General features: G+C 63.5%; 20 protein-coding genes. 10 read left to right on the forward strand and 10 right to left on the reverse strand.

Annotation, left to right across the window (positions count from 1 at the left end; genetic code table 11):
• Positions 1–48: 48 nt before the first annotated feature.
• The 3 genes from M0D68_RS14650 to M0D68_RS14660 all read left to right on the forward strand — a co-directional run bounded on the left by M0D68_RS14650 (position 49) and on the right by M0D68_RS14660 (position 3,730).
• Positions 49–1,488: an aldehyde dehydrogenase family protein gene (locus M0D68_RS14650; protein WP_266224679.1), complete on the forward strand. Its 1,440-nt coding sequence runs from the start codon at positions 49–51 to the stop codon at positions 1,486–1,488.
• 79 nt (positions 1,489–1,567) lie between these two features.
• Positions 1,568–2,326, forward strand: a complete 759-nt coding sequence (locus tag M0D68_RS14655) for an SDR family oxidoreductase (protein WP_093643867.1) — start codon at positions 1,568–1,570, stop codon at positions 2,324–2,326.
• 84 nt (positions 2,327–2,410) lie between these two features.
• Positions 2,411–3,730, forward strand: a complete 1,320-nt coding sequence (locus M0D68_RS14660) for an MFS transporter (RefSeq protein WP_211703348.1) — start codon at positions 2,411–2,413, stop codon at positions 3,728–3,730.
• 177 nt (positions 3,731–3,907) lie between these two features.
• Here M0D68_RS14660 and M0D68_RS14665 read toward each other — a convergent pair whose 3' ends face one another.
• The 3 genes from M0D68_RS14665 to hemC are packed head-to-tail and all read right to left on the reverse strand — an operon-like array spanning position 3,908 to position 8,126.
• Positions 3,908–5,098 carry a heme biosynthesis protein HemY gene (locus M0D68_RS14665; protein WP_093643871.1) on the reverse strand — a complete coding sequence of 397 codons (1,191 nt, stop codon included), beginning with the start codon at positions 5,096–5,098 and terminating at the stop codon, positions 3,908–3,910.
• 2 nt (positions 5,099–5,100) lie between these two features.
• Positions 5,101–7,122, reverse strand: a complete 2,022-nt coding sequence (gene hemDX / locus M0D68_RS14670) for a fused uroporphyrinogen-III synthase HemD/membrane protein HemX (RefSeq protein WP_256456192.1) — start codon at positions 7,120–7,122, stop codon at positions 5,101–5,103.
• Positions 7,122–8,126 carry a hydroxymethylbilane synthase gene (gene hemC / locus M0D68_RS14675; RefSeq protein ID WP_093643875.1) on the reverse strand — a complete coding sequence of 335 codons (1,005 nt, stop codon included), beginning with the start codon at positions 8,124–8,126 and terminating at the stop codon, positions 7,122–7,124. Before hemC ends, hemDX begins: the two co-directional genes overlap by 1 nt.
• A 408-nt stretch (positions 8,127–8,534) precedes the next feature.
• On the opposite strand from hemC, the gene ppc reads away from it, so the two are divergent.
• Positions 8,535–11,729, forward strand: coding sequence for a phosphoenolpyruvate carboxylase (ppc, locus tag M0D68_RS14680; RefSeq protein WP_266224682.1), 3,195 nt, complete (start codon positions 8,535–8,537; stop codon positions 11,727–11,729).
• 60 nt (positions 11,730–11,789) lie between these two features.
• On the opposite strand, the gene M0D68_RS14685 is transcribed toward ppc, so the two are convergent.
• Positions 11,790–12,542: a class I SAM-dependent methyltransferase gene (locus tag M0D68_RS14685; RefSeq protein WP_256456190.1), complete on the reverse strand. Its 753-nt coding sequence runs from the start codon at positions 12,540–12,542 to the stop codon at positions 11,790–11,792.
• A 169-nt stretch (positions 12,543–12,711) separates the two neighbouring features.
• Here M0D68_RS14685 and M0D68_RS14690 point away from each other — a divergent pair, with 169 nt between their 5' ends.
• The 5 genes from M0D68_RS14690 to M0D68_RS14710 all read left to right on the forward strand — a co-directional run bounded on the left by M0D68_RS14690 (position 12,712) and on the right by M0D68_RS14710 (position 17,777).
• Positions 12,712–13,524, forward strand: coding sequence for a helix-turn-helix transcriptional regulator (locus M0D68_RS14690; protein WP_093643881.1), 813 nt, complete (start codon positions 12,712–12,714; stop codon positions 13,522–13,524).
• 111 nt (positions 13,525–13,635) lie between these two features.
• Positions 13,636–15,042: an argininosuccinate lyase gene (argH, locus tag M0D68_RS14695; RefSeq protein WP_175052721.1), complete on the forward strand. Its 1,407-nt coding sequence runs from the start codon at positions 13,636–13,638 to the stop codon at positions 15,040–15,042.
• A 352-nt stretch (positions 15,043–15,394) separates the two neighbouring features.
• On the forward strand, positions 15,395–15,946 hold the full coding sequence (locus M0D68_RS14700; protein WP_093643885.1) for an energy transducer TonB: 552 nt from the start codon (positions 15,395–15,397) through the stop codon (positions 15,944–15,946).
• Positions 15,947–16,191: 245 nt separating this feature from the next.
• Positions 16,192–17,499 (forward strand): MFS transporter, encoded by a 1,308-nt coding sequence (locus M0D68_RS14705; RefSeq protein WP_093643887.1) that lies wholly within the window; start codon positions 16,192–16,194, stop codon positions 17,497–17,499.
• A gap of 98 nt (positions 17,500–17,597) precedes the next feature.
• Positions 17,598–17,777, forward strand: a complete 180-nt coding sequence (locus M0D68_RS14710) for a hypothetical protein (RefSeq protein WP_093643889.1) — start codon at positions 17,598–17,600, stop codon at positions 17,775–17,777.
• Between the two features lie 155 nt (positions 17,778–17,932).
• Here the strand turns inward: M0D68_RS14710 and M0D68_RS14715 are convergent, their stop codons facing one another.
• Positions 17,933–18,070: a hypothetical protein gene (locus M0D68_RS14715; protein ID WP_167363299.1), complete on the reverse strand. Its 138-nt coding sequence runs from the start codon at positions 18,068–18,070 to the stop codon at positions 17,933–17,935.
• A gap of 720 nt (positions 18,071–18,790) precedes the next feature.
• The gene (gene waaC / locus M0D68_RS14720; RefSeq protein WP_093643891.1) at positions 18,791–19,807 is read right to left on the reverse strand and encodes a lipopolysaccharide heptosyltransferase I; all 1,017 of its coding nucleotides are present in this window, start codon (positions 19,805–19,807) and stop codon (positions 18,791–18,793) included.
• Positions 19,808–20,019: 212 nt separating this feature from the next.
• On the opposite strand from waaC, the gene M0D68_RS14725 reads away from it, so the two are divergent.
• On the forward strand, positions 20,020–21,435 hold the full coding sequence (locus M0D68_RS14725) for a chloride channel protein (RefSeq protein ID WP_266224688.1): 1,416 nt from the start codon (positions 20,020–20,022) through the stop codon (positions 21,433–21,435).
• A gap of 233 nt (positions 21,436–21,668) precedes the next feature.
• Here the strand turns inward: M0D68_RS14725 and M0D68_RS14730 are convergent, their stop codons facing one another.
• The 4 genes from M0D68_RS14730 to minC all read right to left on the reverse strand — a co-directional run bounded on the left by M0D68_RS14730 (position 21,669) and on the right by minC (position 24,304).
• Positions 21,669–21,980: a YXWGXW repeat-containing protein gene (locus M0D68_RS14730; protein ID WP_093643897.1), complete on the reverse strand. Its 312-nt coding sequence runs from the start codon at positions 21,978–21,980 to the stop codon at positions 21,669–21,671.
• Between the two features lie 292 nt (positions 21,981–22,272).
• On the reverse strand, positions 22,273–22,536 hold the full coding sequence (gene minE / locus M0D68_RS14735; protein WP_054035076.1) for a cell division topological specificity factor MinE: 264 nt from the start codon (positions 22,534–22,536) through the stop codon (positions 22,273–22,275).
• Between the two features lie 14 nt (positions 22,537–22,550).
• Positions 22,551–23,366 carry a septum site-determining protein MinD gene (minD, locus tag M0D68_RS14740; RefSeq protein ID WP_054035077.1) on the reverse strand — a complete coding sequence of 272 codons (816 nt, stop codon included), beginning with the start codon at positions 23,364–23,366 and terminating at the stop codon, positions 22,551–22,553.
• Positions 23,367–23,470: 104 nt separating this feature from the next.
• Positions 23,471–24,304 carry a septum site-determining protein MinC gene (gene minC, locus M0D68_RS14745; protein ID WP_266224690.1) on the reverse strand — a complete coding sequence of 278 codons (834 nt, stop codon included), beginning with the start codon at positions 24,302–24,304 and terminating at the stop codon, positions 23,471–23,473.
• Positions 24,305–24,366 lie beyond the last annotated feature (62 nt).

A 24,366-nucleotide genomic window follows, 5' to 3' on the forward strand; every position in this document is an offset into this window, starting at 1 on the left:
CTGAATCACGGCTTGAATCATGGCTGGGTGACACCTCAAGGAGCATGCATGGAAGAAGCCCTGCATTTCATCGGCGGCGAATGGTCCGCTGCATCAGGCGGCGAAACGATCGCCGTGCTCGATCCCTCGGACGGCCAGCCGTTCACCCGGCTGGCCCGCGGCACCGCGGCGGATATCGACGCCGCCGCCCATGCCGCCCGCCGCGCCTTCGAAGGCGCATGGGGCGCAGCGAGCGCCGCGGAACGCGGCCGCGTGCTGTACCGGCTGTCGATGCTGGTGGCCGTCCATCAGGAAGAACTCGCCCAACTCGAAGCCCGCGACACCGGCAAGCCGCTCAAACAGGCGCGCGCCGATTCCGCTGCGCTCACGCGCTATTTCGAGTTTTACGCCGGCGCGGCGGACAAGCTGCACGGCGAAACGCTGCCCTATCAGGCCGGCTACACGGTGCTGACGATCCGCGAGCCGCATGGCGTGACCGGCCACATCGTGCCTTGGAACTACCCGATGCAGATCTTCGGCCGCAGCGTCGGCGCGGCGCTCGCCACCGGCAATGCGTGCGTCGTCAAACCAGCGGAAGACGCGTGCCTCTCGGTCTTGCGCGTCGCCGAACTGGCGGCCGAGGCGGGTTTGCCCGCGGGCGCGCTGAATATCGTCACCGGTTACGGGCATGAAGCGGGCGCGGCGCTCGCGCGTCATCCCGGCATCGATCACATCTCATTCACCGGCTCGCCCGAAACTGGGAAGCTCGTCACGCAAATGGCCGCGGAGAACCACGTGCCGGTCACGCTGGAACTGGGCGGTAAATCGCCTCAAATCGTGTTCGCCGATGCGGATCTCGACGCGGCGCTGCCCGTGCTCGTATCGGCGATCGTGCAGAACGCCGGGCAAACCTGCTCGGCAGGCAGCCGCGTGCTGATCGACCGGGCGATTTACGAGCCCTTGCTCGACCGGCTGAGCAGCGCGTTCCATGCGCTGCGGGTCGGACCGTCGCACGCCGATCTCGATTGCGGTCCGCTGATCAATGCCAAGCAGCAACAGCGCGTGTGGGACTTCCTCTCCGACGCACAACACGACGGCATCCCGATGGCGGCGCACGGCGAGGTCATCCCCGAAGCGCCCGAAAGCGGCTTCTATCAGGCGCCCACCCTGCTGCGCGACGTGCCCGCAAGCCACCGTCTCGCGCGCGACGAAGTGTTTGGCCCGGTCCTCGCCGCGATGTCGTTCGCCGACGAAGACGAAGCGCTCTCGCTCGCCAATGGCACGCAGTACGGCCTGGTCGCAGGCATCTGGACGCGCGACGGCGCCCGGCAGATGCGCCTCGCGCGGCGTCTGCGCTCCGGCCAGGTGTTCATCAACAACTATGGCGCGGGCGGCGGCGTCGAATTGCCGTTCGGCGGCGTGAAGCATTCGGGCCATGGCCGTGAAAAGGGTTTCGAAGCGCTGTATGGCTTCACGGTGTTAAAAACCATCGCGATTCGTCACGGCTAGGCAGGTTGAGTGAATGCGGTTGAATTCGCAGCGAAGTTAGTCAAAGCAGCACCATCCACAACAAAACAACGGAGACATCATGCGGTTGACAGGTAAAACGGCCATCGTCACGGGTGGCGGCTCGGGTTTCGGCGAAGGCATCGCGAAGACCTACGCGCGCGAAGGCGCGAACGTGGTGGTCAACGATCTGAACGGCGCCGCGGCTGAACGTGTGGCGAGCGAAATCGCCATCGCCGGCGGCAAGGCGATCGCGGTGGCCGGCAACGTCACGCAACGGGAAGACTGGCAAAAACTGCGCGAGGCCGCGCTCGAAGACTTCGGCAGCGTGCAGATCGTCGTCAACAACGCCGGCACCACGCATCGCAACAAACCGGTGCTCGACGTGACGGAAGCCGAGTTCGACCGCGTCTATGCGGTGAACGTCAAAAGCATCTACTGGAGCGTGCAGGAATTCGTGCCGTATTTCCGCCAGCAAGGCGGAGGCGTTTTCATCAATATCGCATCGACGGCCGGTGTGCGGCCACGGCCGGGCCTCATCTGGTACAACGGCAGCAAGGGCGCGGTGATCATCGCCAGCAAGTCGCTCGCCGTCGAACTGGGCCCGGACCGCATTCGGGTGAACTGCGTGAATCCTGTGATGGGCGAGACAGCGCTGCTGACCGAATTCATGGGCGTCGAAGATACGCCGGAGAATCGCAAGCGCTTTCTCGCCGGCATTCCGCTCGGGCGTTTTTCGACGCCGCAGGATATCGCCAACGCGGCGCTCTATCTCGCTTCGGACGAGGCCGAGTTCATCACTGGTGTGTGCCTCGAAGTGGACGGCGGGCGCTGCGTGTAAACGCCATGTCAGGCAAACCGTCCAGCACGGCTAGAATCGCGATCGACGGCGGTACTTCATTTCCACAAGAAAAAAGGAGACACCATGGCTAGTCCTGCAAATCCGCTCCACCATCCCGGCGCGGGGGCGCCACCTTCCACGTTCGAGGAGGCGACCTACCGCAAGGTCAGCTGGCGGCTCGCGCCGCTCCTGATGCTCTGCTACGTGGTCGCGTATCTCGACCGCGTCAACGTCGGCTTCGCCAAGCTGCAGATGACTACCGACCTGGGCTTGAGCGACGCGGTCTATGGTTTCGGTGCGGGGATTTTCTTCGTCGGCTATTTCATCTTCGAAATTCCGAGCAACGTGATCCTGCACAAAGTGGGTGCGCGGGTGTGGATCGCGCGAATCATGGTGTCTTGGGGCGTGATCTCAATGCTGACCATGTTCGTCACCACGCCGGCCATGTTCTACGTGATGCGCTTCCTGCTCGGTCTCGCCGAAGCGGGTTTCTTCCCCGGCATCATCCTGTATCTCACGTACTGGTATCCGGCGCACCGCCGTGGCCGCATGACCACCTGGTTCATGACGGCAATCGCATTGTCCGGCGTGATCGGCGGCCCGGTGTCGGGCTATATCCTGAAGAGCTTCAACGGCATGAACGGCTGGCACGGCTGGCAGTGGCTGTTTCTGCTCGAAGGGATTCCGTCGGTGATCGTCGGAGTTCTGGTGTTCGTGATGCTCGACGACCGCGTTGCGAAGGCGAAGTGGCTCACGGCGGAAGAGAAGGAACTGCTCGAGCGCCAGGTGTCGGCTGAAGAAGCGACCAAACACGATATGCCGATACGCCAGGTGCTCTCGAGCGGCCGCGTGCTGATGCTGAGCCTCACGTACTTCTCGTTCGTGATGGGCCTCTATGGCGTGAGCTTCTGGCTGCCAACCATCATCAAGGCGACCGGCGTGACGGATGCGTTCATGATCGGCATCCTGTCGGCGATTCCGTTTGCCGCGGCGGTGGTCGCGATGGTATTTGTGTCGCGCAGCGCGGACCGCAAACGCGAGCGGCGCTGGCATATCGCCTTGCCGGCCTTCGCCGGGGCGATCGGCCTCGTGCTCTCCGTGGTGTGGGCGCACAACACGGTGCTGGCGATGGCCTCGCTCACGCTCGCAACCATGGGCATCCTCACCACGCTGCCGCTGTTCTGGAGTTTGCCGACGGCGATCCTCGCCGGCACCGGCGCGGCCGCCGGCATCGCGATGATCAATTCGATCGGCAATCTCGCAGGCTTTCTCAGCCCGTATGCGGTCGGCTGGCTGAAGCAGGCGACTGCCGCGAATGACTCCGGCATGTATATGCTGGCGGCGTTCATGATCCTCGGCGGTCTGCTGGCGATCAGTGTGCCGGCGAAGATGGTCAATAAGTAAGCGCGGCCGACCAGCGATCTCGCGGACGACGTAACGCAGCAACCGCCGCCAACAGTGTTGAGTTACGCGTAACGCGCCACGCTTCAAAGAAAAAGCCCCGGCATCTTCCAATGCCGGGGCTTTTTCATGTGCGTCTACTGCGGCGCGTCTCAACTGCTCGCTGCAGCGCTCAACGCATCAAACGATATTCATCGCCAGCGCACTCTCGCGATAATGCTCGCTCGCCTTGGCGGAATCGCCAATCTGTTCATGCAAACGCGCCAACGCGCGATGCGAACGAATTTTCAGCGTCTCGTTGTCGGCAAGTTTCAGCGCGCGCTCGAGGAACGATTGCGCCTTGCCCCACAACTGCTGATGCAGGCACAAACGGCCCAATGCGAACATCAAGTCCGCGTCTTCCGGGCGATCCTTCTGCCAGCCTTCGGCCTTCTGGATCAGCGGCAACGCGTCGCCGCCGGTCGTGTCCGGATAACGGCGCAGCAGACGCGCGTCCCAGTTCTGCGCCAGCGCTTCTTCCACGATCTTGCGGGCTTCCTGCGGACGATTCAGCGCTACCAGCAGTTCGGCGGCGAGATCGGCGAGACGCGGCGAATGACGTTCCGTAGCCGATAGCGAATTCCACAACTCCAGCAGCGCATCGGCGTTATGACGCCGGTCGCGCAGCAGGTTTTCCGCCGCGAGCTGGCGCAAACGCACCGCCACAGCTGGATGGATCGCCTCGCGTTTTTCCAGTGTCTTGACGAGCTTGAGCACTTCGCCCCAGTTCTTCAATTGCTGTTGCGCACGCAACGTGATCTGCTGCGCGTGGATCCGCCGTGCGCCCTGCGACTGCATTTCAGTCAGCGCGGCGAGTGCACCGTCCGCGTCGCGCCCGTCGGCACGCATGTCCGCGGTGGCCATCAGGCGAGCGTCCTGCCAGTCGGCTTCGTCGATCTGGGCGAGCCATTCGTCGCGCCGTGCATATTCATGCATGCGGTGCGCCGCGGTGGCCGCGATCAAACCGGCCGCGCCCTTGTTGTCGCCATTCGTGAGCGAATCTTTCGCGGCTTTTTCCGCGCGCGAGAAACGCCCGGCGTACAGATTGCCGATCGCGTCACGCAGGGCGGCGTGCGCCTTCGCGACACGCGAGCGCGCACGGTATGCCGCCACGCGCTGCGGCATACGCCAGATATTGCGCACGATGCGCAGCAGCGCATACATCAGGATGAACAGCACCACCAGCCCGACCACGAACAGATTCAGCGAGATGTCGACGCGGTACGGCGGATAGACCAGCAGCACCTGCCCCATGTCGAAGCGTCCAACCACCGCCAGCACTACCGCGATGGCGAACAGCAGCGCGAGCCATAGAAGTCCCCGGATTGCCATGATTAACCTCGGCTCCGGTATTGATTGACGGCCTGCAGACTGGTGTTCAAAGTCGGCAGTTCAACCGCGGCCGAACCCGCATCCACCTGCTTGACCAGATCGACCACGGTCTGCGTTTTCTTCGAGGTGTTGTCGAAGTAACGCGTGAGAGCAGCCTGCGCCGCCTGCAGGTCGGACTTCAGCGTGGTCTGGTTGCGCGAGAGCAGCGCGAGCCGCGCCGACAGCAAACGCAGCTTCAGATTCTCGCGCACGAAGTAGCCTTGATCGGGCGTGACGAGCATGGCGTCGGCGTTGTCGATGCGGCGCACCTGCACGAGGCTGGTGAGCTGCTGGCCGATGCCGGTCGTGACTTCACGCCACCACACTTTCCAGCGCGGCTCGCCGGTGGCCGCGGCCACCTTCGCCGTGTCGGCCCACGTGGCGGCCTTTGGCGTGGCGTGAGCAATCGGGGCTTCGCCGGAGAGCGGCAGGCTGTCGACCTGGTCGATCGCGTTGTCGAGCTTGATCGCCATACCGGTCAGATCCGTGGAGGGCGCGGCCTTGAGCTTGTCGATGTCTTGCGCGATTGCCTTGCGTACGGTCACGGCCTGCGGGCTATCCGACGCGGCGAGACGCGTGTCCGCGCTTTGCAGCGCGAACAGCGCGAGCTGCGTATTGCCGGTGAGCTGCAATTGCTGGCTCGCGGCCGACAGCATCTGGCCGACTTCAGCCATCGTCCAGTCGTCGCGATTGCGGGCGAGATCGGAGTATTGCTGTTGCAGCGCCTGCTGCGCGGTCTGCGCATCCGCAAGCTTGCCTTCGAGTTGCGCGACCTGCGAGTCGGACTGATGCACCGTGGCCAGCGCCTGATCGGTCTTGACGCGCAAGTCGTTGGTCTGCGCGTCGTTCGCCTGCTGGCGTTGCACGAGCTGCTGCTCGGTGCGCTCTACTTTACGATTGAGCGCGTAGCCGCCTACCCCCGCCGCACAAGCAATGATCACGACGACAAACCACAGCAGCGGTCCGCTCGCGCTGCGGCGCTTTTCCTGCGCTTCGTAGGGCGTGAAGGGTGGATTCGGCGGCAACGCAGTGGTTGCGGCCGGCTGGGGTGAAGCGTTCGTGGATGCGTTCGTTTCAGTCATGCGTGATTTAGCCGGTGAATGAGCCGGGTTGGACGGTACCGGTTGAACAACGGTCGGGACGGCGGCAAGCAAGGCGCGGGCAATACGCTCATCGCCCGCACCGGACACCGTAATGCTATCAAAACCCAATGCCCGCGCGGTCTGCGCGATACGGGGATGCGGCGCGACCAGATTGGCGTGCTTCAGTTGCGTGATTTCCTCGGCGGTCAGATGCTCCTGCGCGAGTTCATGCAGGTTGCGCACGCCCTCCGAGCTGGTGAGCAGCCAGGCGTGCGGCGCGCCGGCCAGCAGCGCGTGTACGCGCGCCCAGCCTCCGATCGACGGTTCCGGCACGAGACGGCGATAGGCCGCGACCGTTTCGACTTCGGCGCCCGCCTCTCGCAAGCGGTCAGCAAGCCATTCGCGGCCGCCGTCGCCACGCACGATCAGGACGCGCTTGCCTTCGAGGCTCGTCGCGCCGAGCGCGGTATCGATCGCCGCGAACAGGCCTTCGGAATCGAAGCGCGCCGTATCGTCTTCGGCTACGGACGGCGGGCTGATGATCGTGTAAGCCGGCGCCGCGACGCCGTGGCGCGCCAGCGCCTGCACGCTGCCTGGTCCGACTACGCCGATCGGCAGCGCGTGCGGCCAGATCGCATCGCTCCTGGCAAACGCGTGATCGACCGCGTTGGGCGAGACGAACACCACCAGTGCATAGCGTTCCAGAGAGGCCAGCGCTGCGCGCAACGGCGCTTCGTCAGTGACAGGCGCGATGTCGATCAGCGGAAAGTCGAGCACGGCAACGCCCGCTGCCGCGAGTTGCGCGATTAATTCGTTCGACTGACCGGCCGGTCGCGTAATCACGACCGTGAACGCCGCCTTGTCGACGGATGAGGATGCGTTGCCCGGGATATCGGCCGCCATCACTCGCCGGTCGCCGCGCTGTCCGCCGACCCGGCGGCGGGGCCGCTGGCCGTGCTCAACGCGCGGACGATTTCCATCGCACCTTGCTGCTCGAGCGCGTCCGCCACTTCCTTGCCGAGCGCCACAGCGCGTTCGACCGTGGGCGCCGGCGCCGATGCCTGCGCGCTCAACACACGCTGACCATCAGGCGTAGCGACGATGCCGCGCAGATGCAGCGCGCCGTCGTGCCAGTGTGCATAGGCCGCGAGCGGCACTTCGCAACTGCCGCCCAAGGCGCGCGAGACCATCCGCTCTGCTTCGACGGCCGCTGCCGTATGTTCGTGATGCAACGGTGCGAGCCATGCCGCGAGGTCCGCGCGATCGGCGCGAATCTCGATGCCGAGCGCGCCCTGACCGGCTGCGGGCAAGCTGTCTTCCGGATCCAGATTCGCGCGGATGCGCTCGCCCAGACCCAAACGCTTCAAACCGGCAGCCGCCAGAATGATCGCCGCATAGTCGCCGCGATCGAGTTTCGACAGACGGGTGTCCAGATTGCCGCGCAACGGCCGCACCACCAGGTGCGGATAACGCATGCGCAGCATCGCCTCGCGGCGCAGGCTGGAGGTGCCGACCACCGCACCGGCCGGCAGCGCGGCAAGCGAGTCGTACTCGTTCGACACCAGCGCGTCGCGCGGATCTTCGCGCTCCATGATGGTGGAGAGCGCAAAGCCCGCGGGCAGCTCCATGGGCACGTCTTTGAGCGAGTGCACGGCCAGATCGGCGCGGCCGTCGGCCAGCGCCGCTTCCAGTTCCTTGACGAAGAGGCCCTTACCACCAACCTTCGACAAAGTGCGATCGAGAATTTGATCCCCACGTGTCGTCATTCCGAGGATTTTTACGTCACAAGATGGATATAATTTGTGCAGCGCACATTGCACATGCTCCGCCTGCCACATGGCAAGGCGGCTTTCTCGCGACGCAATCACAAGCGTGTGGGGTGGCGTAGAAAACGTCTCGGTGTTCATTAGCTTGCTGATCGAATGACGGGATGTAATAACAATCAATGTTAGCACGCGCCCTTGTGTCTCAAGGCACAGCGGAGCGCCGCGCTAGCGCGGTATCGATGGAGGAGACGGGCCTCGTAGAGCGCACGCCTGCCTCATCCCAGCCTGTTCAAGCACGGTCGTTCGCGCACCGGGGCGCGGCATGCGGGATGATGCAATGCGGCGCAACGTGGCTGTCGTGCATGCAATGCACGTCACACACCTCGTGCGCTCCATGCAAATGGGCACGCGGCTCCCCTCTCCGGCGTATTGCCATCGCCGCATACCGGTTTGTCCAGGTTTCGCGCAGTTCCCGTTGCAACTCTTAGTGCAGTTCCGCAGTAGCAGTTCATCACTCAACAGACCCTGGCTTCCCTGAGGAAACCCATCGTGACGTCTTCCGGATCGGCGCGCCCTGCCCGCCGCAACACTGCATCGCCCAACGCTCAAGCGGCTGACGCCGCAACGGCTGCCCAGTCCACACCGGCCCAACGCGCCGGCAAATCTGCTAAGGCAAGCCAGGCCGCTAACGTCGCCAAAGCCTCCAAATCCGCCAAAGCCTCTACGCCCGCCAAGGCGGACAAGACGGTGAAGGCCGTCAGGGCAGGTAAGGCGACGCAAGCCGCGAACGCCGCCCAGACGCTGAAACCGGCCAAGGCGAAGTCCCCGAAGACCAAGGCCGTCGCGAGCGTTGCCGCGCCAGAAGCCACTCAGGCGCCCAAGCTGCAAGCCGTTTCGCCGGACACGGTTATGCCCGCCTCGAAAAGCAGCGGCCGCACGCGTGAGGACAAGGACCATCCGCTGTTCCAGGACATCCGCTATCTCGGGCGCCTTCTCGGCGACGTGCTGCGCGAACAGGAAGGCGACGAGGTGTTCGACGTCGTGGAGACGATCCGCCAGACCGCCGTGCGTTTTCGCCGCGAAGACGATAGTGCCGCCGCACAAACGCTCGATAAGAAACTCCGTTCGCTGAGCCCGGAGCAAACGGTCAGCGTGGTGCGCGCGTTCAGCTACTTTTCGCATCTTGCGAATATCGCGGAAGATCGCCACCGCAATCGCCGTCATCGGATTCACGCGCTGGCCGGCTCGACCTCGCAGCCGGGCACCATGGCGCACGCGCTCGAACGGCTCGTCGAGGCAGGCGCCGCCGCGACGCCGGTCCTGCAGCAGTTCTTCAATGATGCGTTGATCGTGCCGGTCCTGACCGCGCACCCTACCGAGGTGCAGCGCAAGAGCATTCTCGACGCGCAGCACGACGTCGCGCGTCTCCTCGCCGAACGCGATCAGCAGTTGACCAACCGCGAACGCGCGCACAACGAAGCGATGCTGCGTGCGAGCGTCACGTCGCTCTGGCAAACGCGGATGCTGCGCGATTCGCGCCTGACGGTCGCCGATGAAATCGAAAACGCGCTGTCGTACTACCGCGCGACCTTCCTCGAAGAAATTCCGGCGCTCTACGCCGACATCGAGGAAGCGCTCGCCGAGCACGGCCTCGAGGCGCGCCTGCCGCCGTTCTTCCAGATGGGTAGCTGGATCGGCGGCGATCGCGACGGCAATCCGAACGTCACGGCCGAAACGCTCGAGCACGCGATCACCCGCCAAGCGGCGGTGATCTTCGAACACTATATGGAACAGGTGCACAAGTTGGGCGCCGAGTTGTCGGTGTCGAACCTGCTGGCCGGTGCAAGCGACGCGTTGAAAGACCTCGCGGACATCTCGCCCGACCAGTCGCCGCACCGCACCGACGAACCGTATCGCCGTGCCTTGATCGGCATGTACACGCGACTCGCGGCGAGCGCGCGCGTGCGTCTCGGTGAAGGCAGCGTGCCGGTGCGCAGCGCGGGCCGCGGTGCGGCGCCGATCCGCGCCAAGCCGTACGACGACTCCGCCGAATTCGTGCGCGATCTGCACGTGCTGATCGATTCGCTCGCCGAGCATCATGGCGCGCCGCTCGCGGCACCCCGCCTGTCGCCGCTCGCGCGCGCCGCCGAAGTGTTCGGCTTCCATCTGGCGAGCATCGACTTGCGTCAAAGCTCCGACATCCATGAAGCGGTGATCGCCGAGTTGATGAAGCGTGCGGGCGTCGAGGACGACTACGCGTCGCTCTCCGAAGAAGACAAACTCAAGGTGCTGCTCGCCGAACTGTCGCAGCCGCGCCCGCTGCGCCTGCCCTTCGCCGAGTACTCCGATCTCGTGAAGAGCGAACTCGGTGTGCTCGAAGAAGCCCGCGTCACGCGCGAGAAGTTCGGTGCGCGCGCGGTGCGCAACTACATCATTTCGCACACGGAGACCGTCAGCGATCTGGTCGAAGTGATGTTGCTGCAGAAGGAAACCGGCCTGCTGCACGGCCGCCTCGGCGACGCGCACGATCCGGCGCGCGCGGGGCTGATGGTGATCCCGCTGTTCGAAACGATCCCCGACTTGCGCAACGCGCCGCACATCATGCGCGATCTGATCGCGCTGCCGGGCGTCGACGCACTGATCGAACATCAGGGCAACGAGCAGGAAGTGATGCTCGGCTATTCGGACAGCAACAAGGACGGCGGCTTCCTGACGTCGAACTGGGAGCTGTACCGCGCCGAACTGGCGCTCGTGTCGCTGTTCAATGAACGCGGCGTGACCCTGCGCCTGTTCCATGGACGCGGAGGCACGGTAGGCCGTGGCGGTGGTCCGACGTATCAGGCGATTCTGTCGCAGCCGCCGGGCACCGTCGACGGTCAGATCCGCTTGACCGAGCAAGGCGAAGTGATCGCCAGCAAGTTCGGCAATCCGGAAATCGGCCGACGCAATCTGGAGACGGTGGTGGCCGCAACGCTCGAAGCCTCGTTGTTGCCGCACGGCATTGCGCCCGCGCAATTGCCCGCCTTCGAAGAAACCATGCAGCAATTGTCCGACGCGGCGATGGCCTCGTATCGCGCGCTGGTCTACGAAACGCCGGGCTTCAAGGAGTATTTCTTCGAGTCGACGCCGATCTCCGAGATCGCCGAGTTGAACATCGGCAGCCGTCCGGCCTCGCGCAAATTGCAGGACCCGAAGCAACGGAAGATCGAAGACCTGCGCGCGATTCCGTGGGGCTTCTCATGGGGCCAATGCCGTTTGCTGCTGACCGGCTGGTACGGTTTCGGCAGCGCAGTGGCCGCGCATCTGGACAGCGCGCCGAGCGATGCCGAGCGCACCCGCCGTCTTGCGCTGCTCAAGAAAATGCACAAGACGTGGCCGTTCTTCGCGAACCTGCTCTCCAACATGGACATGGTGCTGGCGAAGACCGACCTCGCGGTGGCCTCGCGCTACGCACAGCTCGTGTCGGACAAGAAGCTGCGCAAGCATGTGTTCGAGCGGATCGTCGCGGAATGGGAGCGGACGTCGAAGGTGTTGTCGGAGATCACCGGCAAGAGCGAACGGCTTGCTGAGAATCCGCTGCTCGCGCGTTCGATCAAGAACCGCTTCCCGTATCTCGATCCGTTGAATCACTTGCAGGTCGAGTTGCTCAAGCGTCACCGCGCGGGCGATACCAACGCACGTGTGCGGCGCGGGATTCATTTGAGCATCAACGGGATTGCGGCGGGGCTGCGTAATACGGGCTGATCGAAGCCACATCAACCGGGTGGGTAGTACCACCCGGTTGATTCGACTTACCGCGTGGACCTACTGCGCCGCGATCATCAGCGCGTCGAGCTTGAACGAGCCGTCTTCCTGCACGTCGAAATACTGACGCACCTCATCGGGCGAGTTGCTCCACAGCGAGCGAATCGCCACCACGCGCGGCTCCGGCGTGCGCATGCGCGCCACCCACGAGCTGAACTCAATCTCAATGCGCCAGCGCTCGCGAATCGATGCCGTGAAACCGGCCGCTTCGAACAATGCAATCCATTCGTCGGCGCGGTAGTCGCGGATATGCGAGCCGTCTCGCAGCAATTCCACCGCCTGGATATGCGTGTCGAGCAGCGGATGATCGGCGCCGGCGATGTCGATGAACAGCACCTTGCCGCCCGGCTTCAACACGCGACGCACTTCGGCCAACGCAAGCGGCACGTCGTGCCAGTGATGCGCACTCATCCGGCTGATGATCCAGTCGAACGAATCGTCTTCAAACGGCAGCGTTTCAGCGGCGCCCTGTTGCGTGCGGATGTTGGTCAAGCCGCGATCTTTGGCTGCGCCGTCGACGGTCGCCAGCATCTGCGGCGCGATGTCGTACGCGACCACTTCTTTCGCATGCGGCGCGACCGCGAAACTCGCGTGACCTGCGCCGCAGCCCATATCGAGCACCTTCGCGTCCGGCGTCGCGGCGATCGATTCCGCCAGCGTCTGCAGATCGGCGCCGGTGGCATGCGTCTGACTCGTCAAATACGCGGCGGCGGTCGAGCCGAAGGCGTCGGCGACCTGATCGTGATGCTTCATGGGAGGCTCCGGTTATGTACGTGGGGTTGCGCCGGGCTTGAGCCCGGGTCTCTCTGGACGGCGCTGCGTCGTTCCAGTCGTTACAATAGAGCCCGCCGTGTACCAGTACAAGTTAAGCAATTATTCTGGTATCAATAACACCACCCCCGCCAAGCGCCGCCCGATCAGAATGACCACGCCGTCCTCCGCCGACAATCCGCCGCCGCTCGAAGCCACGCCCGCGCGTGCACTTGGCGACTTCATCCGTGCGCATCGCGAACGGCTCTCGCCGCAAGCGCTCGGTCTGCCGCCGGGCCCGCGCCGCCGCACACCCGGCTTGCGCCGCGAGGAAGTCGCACAGCTGTGCGGCGTCAGCCCGACCTGGTACACGTGGATCGAACAGGGCCGCCCCGTCTCCGCTTCCGCCGATGCGCTGGCGCGGATCGCCGTCGCGCTACAACTGTCGCGCGCCGAGCGGGCGTATCTGTTCGAACTGGCCGCGCAGCGCGACCCGGCCGAGCCTGATCCGGCCGCCGCCGACGCGCCCGCCACCCTGCTCGAAACCGTACAACTTGTGAACGCACCGGCGTACGTGCTCGACCGGCAGTGGAATGCGCTCGCCTGGAACGAACGCGCCGCCGACCTGTTCGTCGGCTGGCTGGACGGCACGCACGACCGCAATCTGCTGCGCTACACCTTCACCGAACCGGCCGCGCGCGAGTTGATCGTCGACTGGGAAACGCGCGCACGGCGCCTCGCCGCCGAATTCCGCGCCGACTCGATCCGCCATCTGAACGACGCCCCCACCCGCGGGCTGATCGACTCGCTCACCGCCGCCAGCGACGCGTTCGCCCGTTTCTGGGCGTCGCAGGACGTCGGCGGCCGCGAAGGCGGCAGGCGCGAATTTAACCATCCGCGCGACGGCCGCCTCGTCTACGACCAGATCACGTTCAAGCCCGCTCATCGCGAGGATCTGAAGCTGGTGGTGCTGGTGCGGGAATAGCCCAGTGTTAAAATCCCTGTCTTTCGCCCGTTTCGATGGCGCCTGCACCGTCCGCGAACGCCGTCAGCCTTCTTCACCGCTCGCTCAACTGCCGCTTAACTGCCCAACACCATGACGTCCCAACTGCACAAAAAAGGCGAAGCCTGGTCGGCTCGCTTCTCGGAGCCGATGTCGGAGCTCGTCAAACGCTACACGTCGTCGGTTTTCTTCGACAAGCGTCTGGCGCTCGTCGATATCGAAGGGTCGCTTGCGCACGCCTCGATGCTGGCCGCGCAGAAGATCATCGCCGCCGACGACCTCGCCGCGATCCAACGCGGCATGGCGCAGATCAAGGGCGAGATTGAGCGAGGCGAGTTCGAGTGGCAACTCGATCTGGAAGACGTCCACCTGAACATCGAAGCGCGCCTGACCGCGCTGATCGGCGACGCCGGCAAGCGCCTGCACACGGGCCGCTCGCGTAACGACCAGGTGGCGACGGATATCCGCCTGTGGCTGCGCGGCGAAATCGACCGCATCGGCGGCCTGCTGACGGAATTGCGCACGGCCCTGCTCGACATGGCGGAGAAGAACGCGTCGACCATCATGCCGGGCTTCACGCACCTGCAAGTCGCGCAGCCGGTCACGTTCGGCCATCACCTGCTCGCCTACGTCGAAATGTTTTCGCGCGACGCCGAACGCATGGTCGATTGCCGCAAGCGCGTGAATCGCCTGCCGCTCGGCGCAGCTGCTCTCGCCGGCACCAGCTATCCGATCGACCGTCATGCCGTGGCGAAAACGCTCGGCTTCGACGGCATCTGCGCGAACTCGCTGGACGCGGTGTCCGATCGTGACTTCGCGATCGAGTTCACGGCAGCGTCGGCATTGATCATGACGCACGTGTCGCGCTTCTCCGAAGAACTCGTGCTGTGGATGAGCCCGCGCGTCGGCTTCATCGATCTGGCCGACCGTTTCTGCACCGGTTCGTCGATCATGCCGCAGAAGAAGAACCCGGACGTGCCTGAACTCGCGCGCGGCAAGACGGGCCGCGTGAACGGCCATCTGATCGCGCTACTCACGTTGATGAAGGGCCAGCCGCTCGCGTACAACAAGGACAATCAGGAAGACAAGGAACCGCTGTTCGACACCGTTGATACGGTCGCGGACACGCTGCGCATCTTCGCAGAAATGGTCGCCGGCATCTCGGTGAAGCCGCAAGCCATGCGCGACGCCGCATTGCAAGGTTTCTCCACGGCAACCGATCTCGCCGACTACCTCGTCAAGCGCGGCCTGCCGTTCCGCGACGCGCACGAAGCGGTGGCGCTGGCAGTTCGCGTGTGTGCCGATCGCGGCTGCGATCTGGCCGACCTGACGCTGGAAGAAATGCGTAAGGAACTACCGAACGTCGCGCATCTGATCGGCGAAGACGTGTTCTCGTATCTGACGCTCGAAGGTTCGGTGGCGAGCCGCAACCATCCGGGCGGTACCGCGCCTGAGCAGGTGCTCGCGGCGGTCAAGGCTGCGCGGGAAGCGTTGAAGTAAGGTAAGGCCCGGCGCGCACGTGCGCGTCGAGCCAATGCGTGCATGACGGCTTGCATTGGCATCACCGCAAGCACGAAGCAGCATGAAAACAAAAGGCGAACTCACCAACGAGTTCGCCTTTTTATTTTCGCGGCTGGATTGATTGCGCGAAGCGGGCTAAATGAAAGACTTCCACCGATGCCTCTCGAAAGAGGCCATCGAAGTGTAGGCGTGTTTTGGCCGAAGAGAAATCCGGCCATATTTCAGCCTATTACAAGCGGTCGAATCGTAAAGGAGCGGGTCAACGACAATTGCATCCTGGCGTTTTTTGACTACCATCAAGTTAGATCCTGTCACAGTGCTTACCTCGACGATGTCCACCTGCACACGTCACCTTCCCCGCTTGACTGGACGCTTCGCTTCACGCGTGAGCGCATCCTTTTCGCCTGCGCATCGCGCGGCTTCCGCGTTGACAACGGCTTCGCTTTTGGCGCTCGCAGCACTCGCGGGCTGCACGTTCACGCCACCTGATCGCCCGCTTGTCATCACGCCGCCGGCGGCCGTCAACAGTGCGACGCTCGACCAGTACCGCAGCGCGGTCGCGCAACGCATCGTCGAACGCAGCCCTTCCTATGTGTTGCGCGGCACGCCGCAAGCGATGCTGCGCTCGCTGGTGGTGGTGTCGTTCACGGTGGATCGCGATGGCCGGGTGCTGCAGTCGTCGGTGTATCGCACCAATGGCGACGACGAAGCCGAAAGCACCGCGCTCGCCTCCTTGCGGCGCGCCTCGCCGCTGCCGCAACCGCCCGGTAAATTGCTCAACGGCCATGGCCAGCTCGAACTGTTCGAAGACTGGCTGTTCAACGACAACGGCAAATTCCAGCTGCGCGAATTCGCCTCGCCGCAAGCGCAGACCATCGACTGAACGCAACGCCTCCCCCCTCACCTGCCTGTTCCCCTGGCATGGCCGCTTTCGCGCGCGAGCGTTGACGGCTGACGGCTGGCGTCCGCCGTTGTAAGCTGTCGCTTCATCGTCCGTGCCGAAGAAGGCTTCAACCGCCAGCAAGACGCGCGATGCGCACGAACTTAAACAAAGATGCCGCCTGACCACGCGCCGCCCGCCCATCGAAGTACGGCGCCCGACGGCATCGCGACATAAGGAGACCCTGCATGTCCACTTCGCCGATTTCCGCGGCCCAGCCCAATGCGGCCGGGCAGACCAGCAGCGCGCGGATCATCTTCGCGAGCTTTATCGGCACCGCGATCGAGTTCTACGATTTCTATGTCTATGCGACCGCTGCGGCGCTCGTCATCGGACCGGTGTTTTTCCCGCATGGCTCGGCGACCGCCCAGGCTTTGTCGGCTTTCGTTACCTTCGGTATCGCCTTCGTCGCGCGGCCGATCGGCTCGTTCCTGTTCGGCCACTTCGGCGACCGGATCGGCCGTAAATCGACGCTGGTGGCTTCGCTGCTGGTGATGGGTGTGTCGACCACGCTGATCGGTTTCGTGCCCGGCTACGACTCGATCGGCAGCCTCGCGCCGATCCTGCTGTGCGTGCTGCGCTTCGGCCAGGGTATCGGCCTTGGCGGCGAATGGGGCGGCGCGGCGCTGCTCGCCACCGAGAACGCACCGGCCGGCAAACGCGGCTGGTTCGGGATGTTCCCGCAACTGGGGCCGTCGATCGGTTTTCTGGCATCCAACGGTCTGTTCTTCGCGTTGGCCTTGTCTTTGAGCGACGAGCAATTCCGCAGCTGGGGCTGGCGCGTGCCGTTCCTCGTCAGCGCGGTGCTGGTCGCGCTCGGCTTGTATGTGCGCTTGAAGATCGCCGAAACGCCGGCCTTCCAGGCGGCCATCGAACGCAAGGAACGCGTGAAGGTGCCAATCGCCACGCTGTTTTCGCAGCACGGGCTGCCGACCCTGCTCGGCGCGCTGGCAATGGTGGTCTGCTACACGCTGTTCTACAACGCCACGACGTTTTCGCTGTCGTACGGCGTGTCGGTCCTGCATATTCCGCGGCCGACGTTCCTCGGCATGCTGTGCATCGCGGTCGTGTTCATGGCGCTCGCCACACCGCTGTCGGCCTGGGCGAGCGATCGTTATGGCCGCAAGCCGGTGCTGATCGTCGGCATCATCGCTGCGATCCTCTCCGGCTTCACGATGGCGCCGTTGCTCGGCAGTGGTCAGACGCCGCTGGTGCTGCTGTTCCTCGTGATCGAACTGTTCCTGATGGGCGTGACCTTCGCACCGATGGGCGCGCTGCTGCCTGAGCTGTTTCCGACCAACGTGCGTTATACCGGCGCAGGCGTGTCGTATAACCTCGGCGGGATTCTCGGTGCGTCAGTCGCACCGTATATCGCGCAGGTGCTGGCCGCGCACGGCGGGCTGCCATGGGTAGGTGCTTACGTTTCGATTGCGGCGGCCGTCAGCATGATCGGTGTGCTGTGCATGCGCGAAACCCGCGATTCGCAGCTGATGTAATCAGGGTAAAGACGCGCTGGTAAATCCCCTGCCTTGCGCGTCTTTTTGACTTGCCTATACTCGATTCAAATAACCCTAAGGCAAGCAGGGAGGCTCTGATGAGTATTCATCTTCACAACGCGGACATCGTGATGATCATCGCGCTGGCATTGCTATGCTCGCTGCTGCTGGCTTTGCGCTTTCGTCCCGCGACGTGGAAAGGCATTGTCGTGGAAGCATTGGCCGCCAACGCGGCTGCCATCACTGCGGTGATTGCTTTCGAAATGCTGCTCGCCTGAGCGGGCGAGAGCCGCGATACCCGGCTGGGCGCGGCTGACGAAAGCGGTCTGACCTGATCCGAAGAAGCGGTTGAGCGGCTGCCCGTGCCTATGCAGGCAAGCGGCAGCCGTCAGCGCCTCGCGCTGCGTTCAAGCCGAACGCGCGCCGCTAGCCGTTACCGGTAGTAGTACCCGCCGTGATGGTAATAACCGCCGCCACCGTAGTAATAGCCAGGCGCCGGTGCAACGATGCAGCCGCCGAGCGCCGTTGCGAGTAGCGTGCCGGCGATCAGGGTCAGGATTAAGCGTTTCATATTGTTCTCCTTCGAGTCAGATTCATTCGAGCCGAAACCCCGAATGACTCGATTGAACACGACCCTGCCTCGCGCGAACGTTGCGATTTGTAAGGGAAAATCACTGAGGTGTTACACCTTCGGACCCCGAAACCCACGGCACCCGAAGCGCGACGACGACAGACACACATCAGACAAAAACACCGCCTATACTGCTTTGAACATGTACAAACCGCGCAAGTCCTGCCCGTGGCGGGTGCGCGAGTCGGGGCGCCGATTATAGGCATTGGGTACGCGTTTCCATGCGCCATGGCTGAGCCAATAGCCACGCAAAAGCGCGCACGTGTAGCCAATTAGGCACTCAACGAAAAGCGACAGATTTAACAGGTATGTAATGCGCGGCGCTTATTCAAACGCTGCGAGCGGCCGCGGGTAGCCGCCCGCGAGACGCCAATGAGCGGCGCACGAATCTGCCGACGCACGCACGGCATGTCTTGGTGAATGCGCCATTGAACTCGGCCGCCGGCCGGCGGTCTCTGTAGAACTGAGTCGGCTACTCGACGTCGCCACTCAGCGCTTGAGTCAGTTTGTTCATTGCAGTGATTCCTCTCCGCCCGTAGTTCCCCGACGCGGGCGTTTTTCGGAGGCGTTCCGTGGCAGCGCTCGTTTGATTGGGCGACTGCGCGTCGCGCCTCTTTTCTTTTAGCCAAACGATTGCGCGAAAGCGCTGCAAAGCTGCGCTCAGGCTGCGGCCGATCCGTGCTGCATGGCTGCGACGCGTGGCTCGCTGTGTACGTCGCCATGCACGTAATCGATCGCCTCCAGTGCCTCGGCGATCGACGGCACTGAGTGGCCGTCGCCGATCGAAATCGAGCGGAACGGCGCCTGGATGCCGAAATGCGATGGCGAAGTCGCCACAAAAATCATGACCGTGCGCTTCTGCAATCCATGCGCCACGTGAACGAAACCCGTATCGGTACCGACCACCAGCGCGCACGCGTCGATCATCTGCGCGATTTCGGTCACGTTCAGCTTCGGCAGGACGGTCGAGCCCGGCACCTGCGACGCAATCTGCTCCGCCTCCGTGCGCTCGCGTTCTGAGCCCCACGGCAGCACCACGTGAAAACCGCGCTGCGCCAACTCGCGACCGACTGCGACCCAATGGGGCACCGGCCACTTCTTGTCGTCTTTGGAGGTGGCGTGAAACAGCGCCGCGACCGGCCTGTTGTCAGCCGCGAACAGTGGGGTGGCCGGCTCGGGCAGACGCAGATTGTAGACAGGCGGGCCTTCGACCTCATAGCCCAGCGCCTCGCTCGCACTGATGCGCATGCCATGCCATGCATCGCACTGCGGACGCGGGCCGAAACGCCCCGTATAGGCAAATGCGGCGCCCCGTTCGCCCAGATCCTTGGACTGGTAGCCAATACGCTTCGACGAACGCGCCAGAAACGCGATGATCGCGCTCTTGTACACGCCGTGAATGTCGATGATGAAGTCGTAGCGGTAGGCGCGCAATTCGGCGATCGACGCCCAGATTGCCTTGAAATCGCCCCAGCTGCGCGCCTTCTTGAAGCGTCGCAGCGGTGCGCAAAGCACGCGGTCCACACTCTGGCTCCAATGCACCACTTCGGCGAATGCTTCGTCGGCCGCCCAGTCGACTTCTACGCCGGGATACGCGCGTTTGATATCGGCGACGACTGGCAACGCCTCCACAATATCGCCGAGCGAAGTGACCTTGACGATAAGGACTCGCTTCATTGAGGACCTGTTAATTGTTCGAACATCAAAACATTCTAGCCGACGATTGGATTAACCATCGCCGAACGCTCCAGTGCGCCGTCCCGGCATTAATACAGGGCGTTACATTGCGCGCCTTACGAACAGCCCTTTTACTACATTTCAAACAACTTTCATACGGTTGAAGCGATAGCGCGCGCTTTATAATTCACCCTTTGCGCCAGCACATCCTCATGTCCCGGGCATTTCCTCCCCTCTCTTCCGGCATCGTGCGTCGCGCGAGACGCCTGTGGCGTCAATACGGCATCTTCTGGCTCGGCGCGATCGCGGTCGGCCTCGTGGCGGTGCTGTACGCCAGGCTGATCGATTGGGGCTACGGCGAATTCCGCACCATGCAGCAGCACCACGTGTGGGCGCCGCTGATCGTCACGCCCGCGGTCGCGGCGCTCGCGGTCTGGCTCACGCGCAAGTTCTTCCGCGGCGCCGAAGGCAGCGGCATTCCACAAGTCATCGCCACCCTGCATGCCAAGCCCGGCGAATACGGCGCACGGCTGTTGTCGTGGCGGATCCTGGTCGGCAAGATCGCGGTGTCGTTTCTGGCGATTCTCGGCGGCTTTACGATCGGGCGCGAAGGGCCGACCGTGCAGGTCGGCGCGGCGCTGATGTTCAATCTGCGGCGTCTGTATCCACGCTCGAACGCGCAGATCGAACGGCAGCTGGTGCTGGCGGGCGCGGCAGCGGGTTTGTCCGCGGCGTTCAATACGCCGCTGGCGGGGATCGTGTTCGCGATCGAGGAACTCACGCGCAGCTTCGAGGCCCGCGCGAGCGGCGTGCTGATTACGGCGATCATCATCGCCGGGGTGATCGCGCTGGGGCTGAACGGCAACTACACCTATTTCGGCACCATCCAGATCGGCGCGCACTTCCCCGATCTGCTGGCGGTGGCCGTCGTGCTCACGGCAATCGTCACCGGTATTGCGGGCGGCGTGTTCGGCTGGCTGCTGCTGAACACGGCGCGCTGGATTCCGGCGCCGCTGCGTCAGTTGCACGGCGAGCGGCCGGTCGCGTTCGCCGCGTTGTGCGGTTTCGTGATCGCGGTCGTCGGCCTCATCTCCGGCGGCACGACCTTCGGCAGCGGCTATGCGGAAGCGCGTGGCCTACTCGACGGGCACGAGCACCTGTCCCTGTTCTATCCGTTTCTGAAGATGATCTCGATGGTCGGCTCGTACCTGCCGGGCATTCCGGGCGGCATCTTCGCACCGTCGCTATCGATCGGCGCGGGCTTCGGCAATCTGCTGCACATGGTGTTTGATTCGATGCAGTTGCCGATGCTGATCGCGCTCGCGATGGTGGGCTATCTGGCCGCCGTCACGCAATCACCGATTACGTCGTTCGTGATCGTGATGGAGATGATCGATGGTCATGCGCTGGTGATTTCGCTGATGGCCACCGCGTTGATCGCAAGCCGCGTGGCGCGTCTCTTCGCTCCACCGCTGTATGAATCGCTGGCCCAGCGCTATATGGCGCCGCTACCGCAGCCGGCACCCGCGCCGGTGCCGGAAGTCCCCGAAGTCGACGTGCCCGAACCAGCGGCCGTCGATGAGATCACGGGTGATGCGCCTGCTGAAGACGGCGCCCCGCGTCAGTAAACAACAACCGCCGGCGCGCGCATATAAACCGGCCGTGCCGGCACCACTACGCAACCGGCCAGCATGACCGCCAGAACGGCGATCAGAAACAGATTCTTTTTCATCACGTGTTCCTCAGAAACACAGGCGAGCGCTACACCGGACGCATGAGTGGCGCCTGTGTCGTCAAACTGGAGGGAGCGGCACGCACGATGTCGATTCCGCCGTGCCGCACGCGGTTGTTGCTGGTGGACTTACGCCCAGTGGCCTTGGACCCAGCGATAGTTCGGACCGTGTTCGACCCAATGACCCGGCACCCAGTGGTAACCGACGCGCTCGGCCTGCCAGTGGCCCGCGTCCCACACATAGCGGCCGTGATCCCAACGCCAGTGACCGTGATCCCACACATAGCCGACACGCGGAGCCGGCACGGCTTCGTAACGCACGGCCGGCGGTGCGGACGGCGCGATCACGACGACTTCCTCGGCCGAAGCGGAGGCCACAGCGGATGCACCAGCAGCGATCAGAACAGCGTTGGCGATCAGCAAGCGAAAGGTCTTGTTCATGTTTTCCCTCTTTGGATGGACACCGAATGCGGCGTTATCCGTTTAATGCGCTAGGGGACGAAAGCGCTGACTGTGGGCGTGTAACGGCACACCCCGAAGTGCAACGGATTATTTCGCCACGCAGAAAGCACGCGTGAGAAGGCCTGTGCGAGCGCACATGAACACAGAAGTAGCGGGGACGACAACGAGAAAAACAGCGGAGGGAAACGACGAGGGAACAAAACAACAAAAGCGCTTACGCGCCCCACCTCGTCACGTCACATCGACGGAACGAAACAGAGCGCGCAACACGTTACGCGGAACCCACCTGCGGTATTTCGATCTTGACCTCGAGCACTTCGAGATCGTCCTGACGTTCCAGGCTCACACGAATATCGTCATCGGAGATTTTCACGTACTTTGAAATCACGGCCACCAGTTCGCGTTGCAACGCAGGCAGATAATCGGCAGGCGCATGGCCGCCGGCGCGCTCATGCGCGATGATCAACTGCAGGCGTTCCTTCGCTACCGACGCGGATTTCTTCTTCTCGCCCAGCAAAAACGAAAGAATCGACATTACGTGCGCTCCCCTTACTTGGTGCCGAAGAGGCGCTGCAGCAGCCCTGGCTTCTGGTAATCGGTAAAGCGAAGCGATTTCTGCTCGCCGAGGAAACGCGACACGACATCTTTATAGGCTTCAGCAACGTCGGTACCGTCGAGGTGCACAGCCGGCAGCCCCTGGTTCGATGCATGCAGCACCGCTTCCGATTCCGGAATCACGCCGATCAGATCGATGCGCAGAATTTCCTGGATGTCGGTCAGCGACAGCATTTCGCCTTCGCTCACGCGCTTCGGGTTGTAGCGGGTGATCAGCAGGTGTTCCTTGATCGGCTCCTTGCTTTCGATTGCGCGCTTGGTCTTCGACGACAGAATGCCGAGGATACGGTCCGAGTCACGGACCGAGGAGACTTCGGGATTGGTCACGATCAGCGCTTCGTCGGCGAAGTGCATGGCGAGCAGCGCGCCCGATTCGATACCCGCCGGCGAATCGCAGACGATGTATTCGAAGTCCATCGCGATCAGGTCGTTGATGATCTTCTCGACGCCTTCCAGCGTCAGCGCGTCCTTGTCACGCGTCTGCGAGGCCGGCAGGATGAACAGGTTCTCGCACTTCTTGTCCTTGATCAGCGCCTGGTTCAGGTTGGCTTCGCCCTGGATCACGTTGATCAGGTCGTACACCACACGGCGCTCGCAGCCCATGATGAGGTCGAGGTTACGCAGGCCGACGTCGAAGTCGATCACGGCGGTTTTGCTGCCACGCAATGCGAGGGCCGATGCAAAACTCGCGCTCGTGGTCGTCTTGCCCACGCCACCCTTGCCCGAAGTCACCACAATGATTTTTGCCATTACCCTTACCTTGTGTTCGTCAAATTCGTCAATTATGTGCGGCCATATTTGCCGTGGAACGCTGCGTGCCGTGACCATTCAGGGCGGCACGCGCTTCACGCCGATCAAGTGAGCCGCAACGGTTCGATCATCAGTTTTTCTTCTTCGAGCCAGATCTGCACCGGCTTGCCGAGCACGTCGGCCGGCAGCGGGTTCTCGGTCGTACGATAGATGCCCGCGATCGAGATGAGTTCCGGCTCGAGACACGTGCAGAAAATGCGCGCGTCGTGATTGCCCTGCACGCCGGCCAACGCCCGGCCGCGCAGCGGCGCGTAAATATGGATGTTGCCTTCCGCGATCACTTCCGCGCCGTAGCTCACCAGACCGAGCACGACCAGATCGCCCTTTGCGTAGATGCGCTGGCCCGAGCGCAACGGCTTATCGACCACCATGGTTTGCGACGAGGTGGCGAGACGCACGGGTTCGGCAGCCGGCGCAGGGTCGACCGCGGCGGCCGTGGCCGGTGTGCCTTCTACTGCCGAAAACAGGTCGGCCGGCGGCGTGGCCGTCGCTGCGGTGGCAGCCGGTGCCGAAGCGGGTGCATTGGCGACTTCTTCGTCAGCGGATTTAGCGGATGCGCCGCGACGGTCGCGCGCTTCGAGCAAGGGCAGCGCGGATTCCGCCGCCCACGCCTGCTGCGCATTGGCCACCACGCCGACGGGGCGCATGCGCACGCTGTCGAGCAGTTGCGCGATGTCGGCGAGCGGCACGCGTTCGGTCTCGGCGAGCCGGCGCACGTCGATCGCGACGACGTCGTTAGCGAAAAATTCGGGGGTCGCCTCGAAGCGCCGGGTCAGTTCGGCACGCATCGCGTCGAGGTCGGTTGTCTTGACCACGAACAGGAGCGTGTCGACAGAGCCGCTGCGGAGTTCGAAAAAGGGCGATTTCTTGGGCGACATAGCGTTCGGCAAAAAATTTTGCGTATTTTACAGGCGTCCAGGCGGGGAGCGAGTTTTTTTGC

Origin of the sequence: Paraburkholderia sp. SEWSISQ10-3 4, from assembly GCF_030464785.1 — a bacterium.
In the GTDB taxonomy this organism is placed as follows: Bacteria; Pseudomonadota; Gammaproteobacteria; order Burkholderiales; family Burkholderiaceae; genus Paraburkholderia; species Paraburkholderia aspalathi.

Bases quoted from the DNA above. Each gene is read 5' to 3' on its own strand.
- argH (WP_175052721.1), top strand. From the start codon at position 13,636: ATGACGTCCCAACTGCACAAAAAAGGCGAAGCCTGGTCGGCTCGCTTC.
- M0D68_RS14660 (WP_211703348.1), top strand. From the start codon at position 2,411: ATGGCTAGTCCTGCAAATCCGCTCCACCATCCCGGCGCGGGGGCGCCA.
- M0D68_RS14705 (WP_093643887.1), top strand. From the start codon at position 16,192: ATGTCCACTTCGCCGATTTCCGCGGCCCAGCCCAATGCGGCCGGGCAG.
- M0D68_RS14710 (WP_093643889.1), top strand. From the start codon at position 17,598: ATGAGTATTCATCTTCACAACGCGGACATCGTGATGATCATCGCGCTG.
- M0D68_RS14715 (WP_167363299.1), bottom strand. From the start codon at position 18,070: ATGAAACGCTTAATCCTGACCCTGATCGCCGGCACGCTACTCGCAACG.
- M0D68_RS14650 (WP_266224679.1), top strand. From the start codon at position 49: ATGGAAGAAGCCCTGCATTTCATCGGCGGCGAATGGTCCGCTGCATCA.
- hemC (WP_093643875.1), bottom strand. From the start codon at position 8,126: ATGAACACCGAGACGTTTTCTACGCCACCCCACACGCTTGTGATTGCG.
- minD (WP_054035077.1), bottom strand. From the start codon at position 23,366: ATGGCAAAAATCATTGTGGTGACTTCGGGCAAGGGTGGCGTGGGCAAG.
- M0D68_RS14655 (WP_093643867.1), top strand. From the start codon at position 1,568: ATGCGGTTGACAGGTAAAACGGCCATCGTCACGGGTGGCGGCTCGGGT.
- M0D68_RS14730 (WP_093643897.1), bottom strand. From the start codon at position 21,980: ATGAACAAGACCTTTCGCTTGCTGATCGCCAACGCTGTTCTGATCGCT.
- minE (WP_054035076.1), bottom strand. From the start codon at position 22,536: ATGTCGATTCTTTCGTTTTTGCTGGGCGAGAAGAAGAAATCCGCGTCG.
- M0D68_RS14725 (WP_266224688.1), top strand. From the start codon at position 20,020: ATGTCCCGGGCATTTCCTCCCCTCTCTTCCGGCATCGTGCGTCGCGCG.
- M0D68_RS14665 (WP_093643871.1), bottom strand. From the start codon at position 5,098: ATGGCAATCCGGGGACTTCTATGGCTCGCGCTGCTGTTCGCCATCGCG.
- M0D68_RS14685 (WP_256456190.1), bottom strand. From the start codon at position 12,542: ATGAAGCATCACGATCAGGTCGCCGACGCCTTCGGCTCGACCGCCGCC.
- minC (WP_266224690.1), bottom strand. From the start codon at position 24,304: ATGTCGCCCAAGAAATCGCCCTTTTTCGAACTCCGCAGCGGCTCTGTC.
- M0D68_RS14700 (WP_093643885.1), top strand. From the start codon at position 15,395: ATGTCCACCTGCACACGTCACCTTCCCCGCTTGACTGGACGCTTCGCT.
- hemDX (WP_256456192.1), bottom strand. From the start codon at position 7,122: ATGGCGGCCGATATCCCGGGCAACGCATCCTCATCCGTCGACAAGGCG.
- waaC (WP_093643891.1), bottom strand. From the start codon at position 19,807: ATGAAGCGAGTCCTTATCGTCAAGGTCACTTCGCTCGGCGATATTGTG.
- M0D68_RS14690 (WP_093643881.1), top strand. From the start codon at position 12,712: ATGACCACGCCGTCCTCCGCCGACAATCCGCCGCCGCTCGAAGCCACG.